The organism is Alterinioella sp. (assembly GCF_058343375.1).
Genome location: NZ_JBTUJH010000026.1, coordinates 1 through 9,750, shown reverse-complemented (window position 1 = coordinate 9,750; position 9,750 = coordinate 1). Strand labels below are relative to the sequence as shown.

At 62.9% G+C, this 9,750-nt stretch carries 9 protein-coding genes and 1 pseudogene; 8 read left to right on the top strand and 2 right to left on the bottom strand.

The genetic code is table 11. The features are described from left to right. A pseudogene (locus ACW8PS_RS04950) lies at positions 1 to 419 on the bottom strand (GTP cyclohydrolase II); the annotation flags it as partial. 164 nt (positions 420 to 583) lie between these two features. On the opposite strand from ACW8PS_RS04950, the gene ACW8PS_RS04945 reads away from it, so the two are divergent. The 5 genes from ACW8PS_RS04945 to ACW8PS_RS04925 all read left to right on the top strand — a co-directional run bounded on the left by ACW8PS_RS04945 (position 584) and on the right by ACW8PS_RS04925 (position 4,138). Next, positions 584 to 1,270, top strand: coding sequence for a response regulator transcription factor (locus ACW8PS_RS04945; RefSeq protein WP_491526187.1), 687 nt, complete (start codon positions 584 to 586; stop codon positions 1,268 to 1,270). Between the two features lie 206 nt (positions 1,271 to 1,476). Further along, positions 1,477 to 2,265 (top strand): exodeoxyribonuclease III, encoded by a 789-nt coding sequence (locus tag ACW8PS_RS04940; RefSeq protein ID WP_491526186.1) that lies wholly within the window; start codon positions 1,477 to 1,479, stop codon positions 2,263 to 2,265. Between the two features lie 116 nt (positions 2,266 to 2,381). Further along, positions 2,382 to 3,308, top strand: coding sequence for a tetratricopeptide repeat protein (locus ACW8PS_RS04935; RefSeq protein ID WP_491526185.1), 927 nt, complete (start codon positions 2,382 to 2,384; stop codon positions 3,306 to 3,308). A gap of 27 nt (positions 3,309 to 3,335) precedes the next feature. After that, entirely contained in the window at positions 3,336 to 3,962 is a 627-nt protein-coding gene (locus tag ACW8PS_RS04930; protein ID WP_491526184.1) for an LON peptidase substrate-binding domain-containing protein, read from the top strand. Positions 3,963 to 3,985: 23 nt separating this feature from the next. Further along, positions 3,986 to 4,138 carry a Trm112 family protein gene (locus ACW8PS_RS04925; RefSeq protein WP_491526189.1) on the top strand — a complete coding sequence of 51 codons (153 nt, stop codon included), beginning with the start codon at positions 3,986 to 3,988 and terminating at the stop codon, positions 4,136 to 4,138. A gap of 18 nt (positions 4,139 to 4,156) precedes the next feature. Here the strand turns inward: ACW8PS_RS04925 and ACW8PS_RS04920 are convergent, their stop codons facing one another. After that, positions 4,157 to 5,416 carry an FAD-dependent monooxygenase gene (locus ACW8PS_RS04920; RefSeq protein ID WP_491526183.1) on the bottom strand — a complete coding sequence of 420 codons (1,260 nt, stop codon included), beginning with the start codon at positions 5,414 to 5,416 and terminating at the stop codon, positions 4,157 to 4,159. A gap of 51 nt (positions 5,417 to 5,467) precedes the next feature. Here ACW8PS_RS04920 and ACW8PS_RS04915 point away from each other — a divergent pair, with 51 nt between their 5' ends. The 3 genes from ACW8PS_RS04915 to ACW8PS_RS04905 form a co-directional block, all read left to right on the top strand. After that, positions 5,468 to 6,796: an amidase gene (locus ACW8PS_RS04915; RefSeq protein WP_491526188.1), complete on the top strand. Its 1,329-nt coding sequence runs from the start codon at positions 5,468 to 5,470 to the stop codon at positions 6,794 to 6,796. A gap of 117 nt (positions 6,797 to 6,913) precedes the next feature. Then, on the top strand, positions 6,914 to 8,092 hold the full coding sequence (locus ACW8PS_RS04910) for an aminotransferase class I/II-fold pyridoxal phosphate-dependent enzyme (RefSeq protein ID WP_491526182.1): 1,179 nt from the start codon (positions 6,914 to 6,916) through the stop codon (positions 8,090 to 8,092). Between the two features lie 18 nt (positions 8,093 to 8,110). Continuing rightward, positions 8,111 to 9,750: DNA translocase FtsK 4TM domain-containing protein (locus ACW8PS_RS04905; RefSeq protein ID WP_491526181.1), on the top strand; the 1,640-nt coding region annotated here is incomplete at its 3' end.

Here is a 9,750-nt window from a genome sequence, read left to right as displayed (position 1 = left end):
TTCGCCACCAGCGCCGCCGGCAGCAGCCGGCTGGCCTTGGCAAAGGTGATCGCGGCGCGACAGGGGTCTTCGTTGCCGCCGCGCAGCATCCGCAGCGGGCCTTTCATCGGAAACGCCAGATCATCGGCCGGGTCGGCGACCGCCCGGCCCCAGACGACGCCGGCCCCGGGCGGGATCACCCCGCGGGCGACATGTTCCGAATAGGCCGGCGCCTTCCGCGTCGCGGCGCGCCGCGGGGTGATCGCCAGAACCGGCGCGTCGCAGAACCCGCGCACCGCGTCCAGCCGGGCCGCGGTCAGGGTCTCGGCGGGGATCACCAGAAACCCGCCGTCGGCGAAGCGAAACAGCACCGGCACGCCCATGCGCATGTCGGCCCGCGCCCGGGCCTGCAATTCGGTTATCGTCGGAACAAGGCTCATGCGGTCATTTTCGCCGGAATGTCCCCCAATAGGTAGGTGATTGCGAAGGAAAGTGAAACATTTGCCCGCCTGGCGACACGAGCGCGTGAATTGAGTGCAGCAAAGCTTGTCGGACGGGCGCAGGTTTCACAAGTGTTGGCAAAGGCGAAAAGCGGAGAGGGCCCATGTCGAACCTGAAAAAGATACTGCTGGTGGATGACGACGACGACCTGCGCGAGGCGCTGAGCGAACAATTGGTGATGACCGAGGATTTCGATGTCTTCGAGGCTGTGGATGGTCATGACGCGATGGACAAGGCCCGCGCCGGGCTGTTCGATCTGGTGATTCTGGATGTCGGCCTGCCCGACACCGATGGCCGCGAGCTGTGCCGCCTGATGCGCAAGCAGGGGGTGAAATGCCCGATCCTGATGCTGACCGGCCATGACAGCGACGCCGATACCATTCTGGGCCTGGATGCAGGTGCCAATGATTATGTAAGCAAGCCCTTCAAGTTCCCAGTTCTTCTGGCGCGCATTCGTGCCCAACTGCGCCAGCATGAACAATCCGAGGACGCGGTGTTCCAGCTTGGGCCCTATACGTTCAAACCGGCAATGAAGATGCTGGAAACCGACGACAATAAGAAAATCCGCCTGACGGAAAAGGAAACCAATATCCTGAAGTTTCTCTACCGGGCGCAGGACGGCGTTGTTGCCCGCGATGTTCTGCTGCACGAGGTTTGGGGATATAATGCCGGCGTGACCACGCACACGCTGGAAACCCATATCTACCGGCTGCGTCAGAAGATCGAGCCCGACCCCTCGAATGCACGCCTTTTGGTCACAGAAAGCGGCGGATATCGTCTGATGTCGTGAAACAACCACTATATCTTGACAAATCAGAGTTTGCGTTTCATGATTTGATTGTGGTGTAAGCACCATCTCCCTGTTGGACTGGCCCGGTCATTTGGACTGGGCCATTTTTTGTCCGGGGCAGCCGATGGTTTTGGGTCGCAGGCAATTGCGGTGAACGCCGCGCGCCCGTAAATCTGCGACAACAGAGAATAAGGAAACCCCGGACCATGAGTTTTACCCTTGCCACCTGGAACATCAACTCGGTCCGGCTGCGCGCCGATCTGGTGGTGCGGCTGCTCCGAGACGAGGGGCCGGATGTGCTGTGTTTGCAGGAATGCAAATCGCCGGTCGACAAGATTCCGGCCGAAATATTCGCCAGTATCGGATACAGCCACATGGTTGCGCGCGGGCAGAAGGGCTATAATGGCGTCGCCATCTTGTCGAAACTGCCGATTGAAGAAGTCGGGAGCCATGATTTCGCGCAGCTTGGCCATGCCCGCCATATTGCCGGGCGGCTGGAAAACGGTGTCACGATCCACAATTTTTATGTGCCTGCAGGCGGCGATGTGGCCGATCGTGAGGTGAATGAGAAATTCGGGCAGAAACTGGATTACCTCACCGATATGCGCGATTGGGCCCGCGACACCGCGCCGCGAAAATCCATCCTTGTGGGGGATATCAACATCGCCCCGCGCGAAGATGACGTGTGGTCGCATAAGCAGCTATTGAAGGTCGTCAGCCACACCCCCGTTGAGGTGGAGCATCTGCACGCGGCGATGGAGGCCGGCAAATGGGTGGACATCACCCGTCAGGACATTCCCGAAGGGCAGCTTTACAGCTGGTGGTCCTACCGGGCCCGCGATTGGGATGCGGCCAATAAGGGACGGCGGCTGGACCATGTCTGGGCCACGTCCGATATCGCGTCGGCGGGTCATTCCAGCCGGGTGCTGCGCGATGTGCGGGGCTGGGAAAAACCCTCTGATCACGCACCGGTATTTGCCAGTTTCGATCTCTAGGCGCAGGTTTCGGAAACCGCGGCGGCGATCTGCGGCTCGTGCGAATTTCGCTAGCCCCTTGGCACCCGCCCGTCACCGGCCCATATAGGGCGAGACATATTTCAAGAGGGCAAGACATGCTGGAACTGGGTGGAACGCCGAATACTGCAACCGGCGGTGCGGATCTGATCAAGGACGCGACCGAGGCGAGCTTTGTGGCCGATGTGATCGAGGCCAGTCAGCAAGGCCCGGTTATCGTTGATTTCTGGGCCCCGTGGTGCGGCCCCTGCAGAACGCTCGGGCCCCAGCTTGAGGCGGCGGTGATTGCCGCCAAGGGCAAGGTTCACATGGTCAAGGTCGATACCGAGGCCGAACCGCGTCTGGCGGCCGCCCTGGTGCAGCAGGGCCTGCCGCTGCAATCCATCCCCACGGTCGTTGTCTTTCACGAAGGCCGCCCGGTGGACATGTTCCAGGGCGCGGTGCCGCAATCCGAGATCAAGGCCTTTGTCGACCGCGCCGCCGCATTGGCGGGCGATGGCGGGCTGAGCGAGGCCGTGGAAGCCGCCGAAGCAATGCTGGAGGAGGGGGCTGCCGTTGATGCGGCGCAGACCTTTGCCGCCGTTTTGGGCGAAGAGCCCGAGAACGCTGCCGCCTATGGCGGTCTTGTGCGGGCCCATCTGGCGATGGATGAACTGGACCATGCCGCAGGCCTGCTGGACGCCGTGCCCGACGCGATCGGGACCGCCGCCGAAATTGATGCTGCCCGCGCGCAGCTGGAACTGGCCCGCCAGGCCGCCGATGCCGGGCCACTGGCTGACCTGTCTGACGCGGTAGAGGCTGACCCGGACAATCATCAGGCCCGTTATGATTTTGCGCTGGCGCTGTATGCCGATGGCCAGGTCGAGGCGGCGGTTGATCAGTTGCTGGATCTTTTTCGCCGCGATCGTGAATGGAATGACGGCGCGGCCAAGGCGCAGCTTTTCACCGTTTTCGATGCGCTGAAGCCCGATGATCCCATTGTTCTGAAGGGGCGGCGCAAGCTCAGTTCGATGATATTTGCCTGAATGGGTCTGATCCCTACATAGTAGGTCATGATGTTCGCCGCTGATCTGCCCGACTCGATCCCGCTGTTCCCGCTGCCCGGTGCATTGCTGTTGCCGCGCGCTCAACTGCCGCTGCATATCTTTGAGCCCCGTTATCTGGCCATGCTGGACGATACGCTGAAGACACGGCACCGGCTGATCGGCCTGGTGCAGCCGATGGGTAGCCGGTTGCACGATATTGGCTGCGCCGGTCGTCTGACCCAGTTTTCCGAGACCGGGGACGGGCGCTATATGATCACCCTCAGCGGGATTTCACGGTTTCGCATCCTGCGCGAAGTGGGCGGGTTCACCCCCTATCTCAGGGCCGATATCCGCTGGCAGGAATTCGCGCGTGATCTGGGTGGCGATAACAATGACCCGGATTTTGATCGCGAAACCTTTCTCGACCTTCTGTCACGCTATTTCACGTCGGTTGGTCTTTCCACCGACTGGGAATCCCTGAAAGAGGCGGATGAGGAGTTGTTGATCAATTCGCTCTCCATGCTGTGCCCATTCGAGGTTGAAGAAAAACAGGCGTTGCTGGAGGCTCCGGGCCTGAGCGACCGACGCAAAACCATCGCGGCACTGATGGAGTTTGCCTGTCGCGGCGGATCAAGTGATGAGGTGGTGCAGTGAGCGATGCCGAGATTGACCGCAAGATGCTGGAGGCGCTTGTCTGCCCTGTCACCCAGGCACCGCTGCGCTATGATTCTGAGCGTCAGGAACTGATCAGCCACGCCGCCAATCTGGCCTTTCCGATCCGGCGCGGCATCCCCATCATGCTGGAGGAAGAGGCCCGCGAACTGGACTGAGGCCCAGACGGATCGGGGCTATAGCGGGTGGCCCTGCAACAGGCGCGGCACGTCACCGGTCAGGCCTGCGGCCTCCCGGATGAAACTGCGGCGCAGACCGGGCATGGCGTTGATCGCGCCCATCCCCAGATCGCGGCCCAATCGCAATACCGGATTGTCGTTTGAAAAGAGCCGGTTGACCATATCGGTGGCGGCAGCAAGCGATGCGGTATCAAACCTGCGCCAGCGTTGATAGCGTTCCAGAACCAGGGTCGTGGCAAAATCCTCGCCGCGCCGGGCGGCATCGGTCAACACTTCGGCCAGCGCCCCGACATCGCGCAGGCCCAGGTTCAGACCCTGACCGGCAATCGGGTGAACGCCATGGGCGGCGTCGCCGATAAGGGCCAGGCGCGTATCCATGAACCGTTCGGCAATCGTCAGGTTCAAAGGATAGGAAAACCGCGCCCCGTCCAGCGAAATATCCCCCAGAAAATCACCAAAACGCGGCCGCAGAATGTCCAGATACTCGGCCTCCTCCAGCGCCGCGATTTCGGCGGCGCGGGCGTGGGTTTCGCTCCAGACAATCGAACAGCGATTGCCGGGCAGGGGCAGGATCGCCAGCGGGCCGGGGGGCATGAAAAACTGATGCGCGATACCGTGATGCGGGCGTTCATGGGCGATGGAACAGACCAGCGCGGTCTGCCCGTAATCCCACATCTGCCGCTTGATCCCGGCCCGCGCGCAGACGCCGGATCTGCGGCCATCGGCCCCGACCAGAAGTCGCCCGGTCAGAACCTGCCCATCGGCCAGGGTCACGCGGGCCGTGCCATCGGTGGACTGATCGACAACGGTAACCCCCGGCATATGGGAAATCAGCGGCTCTGACTGCATCCGGGCCAGCAAGGCACGGCGCAGGAACCGATCCTCCAGCATGTAGCCCATCGGGCCTTCCTCGATCTCGGCATGATCGAAATGCAGGAAAAAGGGCGAAGGGCCTTCGCCGGCGCGCCCGTCGCTGGCTTTGATCTCCAGCATTGGCTGCGCCTGTTCGGCCAACCCGTCCCACAAACCAATCGCGCGTAGCAACCGGGCCGATGCCAGCGCCAGCGCATAGGATCGACCGTCAAATGTGTCGGAGTCGCGCGTTTCGGCGGGCAGGGCGTCAATCACCACGCTGCTGATTCCCGCGCCGGCCATGGCAATCGCAAGGCACGGGCCGTTCAGCCCGCCGCCGACAATCAGGATATCCGCATTCATCACCATGCCCGGCATAATGGCCGCTTGATCGGGATTGTCCATTGCCGGGTGGCCCGATAGCGTGGCCCGCGACAACATGGCGGAGGGTGGATGATGCGCGATGACTGGCAGAACCTTGGCGTGGCGGATCTGGGCCGCGCCATTGGCAGCGGCGATATCGACGCCGTTGAGCTGACCGATGCCTATCTTGCGGCCATCGACGCCCATCCGCATCGTGACCGGATCTATTGCGCCGTCACCCCGGACCGGGCCCGCGCCGAAGCCGGGGCTGCCGCCATGCGCGCCAGACAGGGCGCGCGGCGGGGCCTGCTGGATGGGGTGCCGCTGTCGTGGAAAGACCTGTTCGACAGCGCCGGGGTTGAAACGGCAGCGGGATCGGCGCTGTTGAAAGGGCGTATCCCGCAAGACGACGCCGCGGTTCTGGCCAATGCCACCCGCGCCGGAATGGTCTGCCTGGGCAAGACGCATATGAGCGAGCTGGCCTTTTCCGGCATCGGTTTGAACCCGGTCACCGCGACGCCGCCCAATATCCATGATCCCGATCTGGTGCCGGGCGGGTCATCCTCAGGCGCTGCAACTTCAATAGCCTGGGGTTTGGCCCCTGCGGGCATCGGCTCTGACACCGGCGGTTCGGTTCGGATACCGGCGGCATTCAATGATCTGGTGGGGCTGAAAACCACCCCGGGGCGGTTGTCGCTGAACGGTGTCGTGCCGCTCTGCGCGCGGTTTGATACGGTCGGGCCATTGGCAAGAACGGTCGAGGATTGCGCCCATCTGCTGGCGGTGATGGAAGGCGGCAAGCCCGCCGATCTGCGCGGCGCGACCCTGTCCGGCAAGCGGTTTTTGGTGTTGGAGACCTATTCGGCCGACGCGCGCAGCGCACCGGCGGCGGGTTTTGCTTCGGCGCTGGATCGGATGGCACAAGCCGGGGCGCAGATCAGCCATGGCACCGTTCAGGGCATCGAAGAGGCGATGGATCTGTCGGCCATCCTGTTTACCTCTGAAGCCTATGGAACCTGGAAAGACGTGATCGAGGCCGCGCCCGAGAAGATGTTCGACCGTATCCTTGACCGGTTTCGCGCCGGGGCCGGGTTTTCCGCGCCCGATTATGTGGCGGCGTGGCAGCGGTTGGATGCATTGCGGCAAAGCTGGCAGCAACAGGTGGCGGGCTTTGATGCCGTGTTGTTGCCGACCGCGCCGATCCTGCCGCCAAATGCCGCCCGGTTGATGACCGATGACGCTTATTACGTCACCGAAAACCTGCTGGCGCTGCGCAATACGCGGGTCGGCAATCTGATGGGGCTCTGCGGCCTGACATTGCCCACCGGCGTGCCGGCCACCGGCCTTATGGCGCTTGGGGCTCCGGGGGCCGAGGCGCATCTGCTGCGTATCGGGGCCGCGATAGAGGCCGCTTTGGCCTGAAGGCCACAGGGGACCGGATGAATTGCCGGACCGAAGCGCGTTTTTCTGGACCCGGGCCGCCGCAAGCGGTAACCTGTCTCATAACAGGGCGAAAAACGACCCTGATTTGAGGCAGATATGGCATTTCCACAGCGGTTTTCGGACCTGCCAGAATACGCATTTCCGCGGTTGCGGAGCTTGCTCGATTCCCATGCACCGGGGGGCGAGCCGATTGTCATGACCATCGGTGAGCCGCAACACGCCTTTCCCGAGTGGGTGCCGGGCATCATTGCCGAGAATGCCGCAGGTTTCGGAAAATACCCGCCCAATGACGGCGCGCCCGAATTGCAGGGTGCCATCGCCGGTTGGGTGCAGCGCCGTTATGGCGTGACGATCGACCCGGGCACCCAGATCCTGCCGCTGAATGGCACCCGTGAGGGGTTGTTCAACGCCTGCATCGCGCTCTGCCCTGAGATGAAGAATGGCAAGCAGCCCGTCGTGCTGGTGCCGAACCCGTTCTATCAGGTTTACGCGGTGGCGGCACTTGCGGTGGGGGCCGAGCCCGTCTTTGTGCCCGCGACCGATGCCACCGGCAACCTGCCCGATTATGCCAGCCTGCCCGATGACGTGCTGAACCGGGTCGCGCTGGCCTATATCTGTTCGCCCGCCAACCCGCAGGGCGCGGTGGCCAGTGCGCAATATTGGGCCGAGCTGATCGGGCTGGCCGAGAGATATGATTTTCAGATCTTCGCGGATGAATGTTATTCCGAGATCTACCGCGACACGGCCCCCACCGGCGCGCTTGAGATGGCACAGCAACTGGGCGCGGACCCGGAACGGGTGCTGCTGTTCAATTCGCTCTCGAAACGGTCGAACCTTGCCGGGCTCCGGTCGGGGATTGCTGTTGGTGGGCCGCAAAGCGTGGCCCGGCTGAAACAATTGCGCGCCTATGCCGGGGCCCCGTTGCCGGGCCCGTTGCAGGCGGTTGCGGCCCGCGCCTGGAGCGATGAGGATCATGTCGTCGCCAATCGCGCGCTCTATCAGGAGAAATTCGCCATTGCCGATAGCGTCTTTGCCGGCCTTCAGGGCTACAACCCGCCCGAGGCCGGGTTTTTCCTGTGGCTGCCGGTCGATGATGCAGAAACGGCGGCAATGAAACTATGGCGCGAAACCGGGGTGCGGGTTCTACCCGGCCATTATCTGGCGCGCGAAATCAATGGAACCACCCCCGGCGCGGGTCATATCCGTGTGGCGATGGTGGCAGAAAAAAACGATATGGCGGCGGGGCTGATCAAGCTGCGCGACTGCCTGTATTGAGGGTGAGGTGACGGCATAATGGCGTATCAGACAAGACAGAGAGACCCGCTGCTGGACAGCAACATGCAGGCCGCACTGGAAAAACGCGGGCGCGAGGGGTTGGGCATTATCCTGATTCTGGCTGGAATTGCTCTGCTGTTGATGCTGCTATCCTATGTGGCCGATGATCCAAGCTGGTGGGCCGCGACCGATGCGGTGCCGGAAAACCTGTTGGGCCGGTTCGGGGCTTCGATGTCGGCAATTCTGATGCTGATCGTTGGCTGGGGGGCCTATTTTCTGGCCTTTGCACTGGTGGTCTGGGGGCTGCGCCTGGCCATCCATATCGGCAGCGAACGGTCCCTGTCGCGCATCATTTTTCTGCCCATCGCCGTGGCGCTGGCCGCGATCTATGCCGCAACGCATCAGCCGCCCGCCAATTGGGGCCAAAGCTATGGCCTGGGCGGGCTTTTTGGCGATACCATTCTGGGCGCGCTGCTGAATGTCATGCCGATGGCCGCCGCGTCCGGCCTGAAAATCCTGGCTGCGGTCAGTTTTCTGGCCCTTCTATGGCTTGGCCTTTTCGTGTTGGGCTTCACCAAGCCCGAGATCCGGGCCAGCATCCGGTTCATGCTGCTTGGTCTCGTGGCCACCATTGGCGGCATCGGTGCCCTGTTCGGTCAGGTTGGCCGTGGTGCGGGCCAGGCCGCGATGGACATGCGCGCGCGGCGTCGGTTGCAGACGGAGGCCCGGGCCACAGCACAGGCCACCGCCGAAGAAGACCCTAATTACGACGATATGGTTGAGCAAGCAGCCGCGCCCGAGTCGCGCCCGCGTATGAGCCTGCTGGAACGGATGCCGCTTTTGCGCCGCGAACCCGCACCTGAACCTGAATTGGTGGAACATGCCGCCACCGCGCCGCGCGATCTGGAGGCTCCGACCGAAGACCGCATCCGCGAAAAGATTGCCGATGTGATCCGGTCCCGGGTTCGCCGCCCGGCCGATGTCGAACAACCGGGTCACGCCGCATCGCCGGTATCGGCTGCCGTTGAGGCGCGCCGCGCCAATCATCTGTCGGCCCGTATTGAAACGCCCCTGACCGCGGGCCTGCGAATGGAACCGCCCCTGACCGCCGCGCATCAGCGTCAGGTTGAGCAACAGGCCTATCGCGCGGCACCCGGTCAAGACGACGCGCCCGAAATTGACGACACGCCAGCGATTGAACCCGAAGCCCCGTCGGCTGAGACCATCCCGCTGCCCTATTCGGAACGCACGCAACAGCATGTGGCGCAATCGGCGCCTGCCATCCCTGTGGCTGAACCCAAACGGGTCGTCCAACATGTCCAGCGCCGCAGCCTGCCGCAATCGCGCAGCGCCCGCGCCGAAGCGCAGCCCAAGCTGCCGCTGGAAGAAAAGCCGGCGGTCGCATACGAACTGCCGCCGCTGTCTCTGCTGATGAATCCAGAGACGATCACCCGCCATCACCTGAGCGATGAGGCGCTGGAGGAAAATGCGCGGATGCTGGAAAACGTGCTGGATGATTACGGCGTGAAGGGCGAGATTGTCTCGGTCCGCCCCGGCCCCGTTGTCACCATGTATGAACTTGAACCGGCCCCCGGCCTGAAGGCCAGCCGCGTCATCGGCCTGGCCGATGATATCGCGCGGTCCATGTCGGCCTTGTC

Coding starts and splice junctions, on each gene's coding strand:
- ACW8PS_RS04945 (WP_491526187.1), top strand. CDS start 584: ATGTCGAACCTGAAAAAGATACTGCTGGTGGATGACGACGACGACCTG.
- ACW8PS_RS04940 (WP_491526186.1), top strand. CDS start 1,477: ATGAGTTTTACCCTTGCCACCTGGAACATCAACTCGGTCCGGCTGCGC.
- ACW8PS_RS04935 (WP_491526185.1), top strand. CDS start 2,382: ATGCTGGAACTGGGTGGAACGCCGAATACTGCAACCGGCGGTGCGGAT.
- ACW8PS_RS04930 (WP_491526184.1), top strand. CDS start 3,336: ATGATGTTCGCCGCTGATCTGCCCGACTCGATCCCGCTGTTCCCGCTG.
- ACW8PS_RS04925 (WP_491526189.1), top strand. CDS start 3,986: ATGCTGGAGGCGCTTGTCTGCCCTGTCACCCAGGCACCGCTGCGCTAT.
- ACW8PS_RS04920 (WP_491526183.1), bottom strand. CDS start 5,416: ATGGACAATCCCGATCAAGCGGCCATTATGCCGGGCATGGTGATGAAT.
- ACW8PS_RS04915 (WP_491526188.1), top strand. CDS start 5,468: ATGCGCGATGACTGGCAGAACCTTGGCGTGGCGGATCTGGGCCGCGCC.
- ACW8PS_RS04910 (WP_491526182.1), top strand. CDS start 6,914: ATGGCATTTCCACAGCGGTTTTCGGACCTGCCAGAATACGCATTTCCG.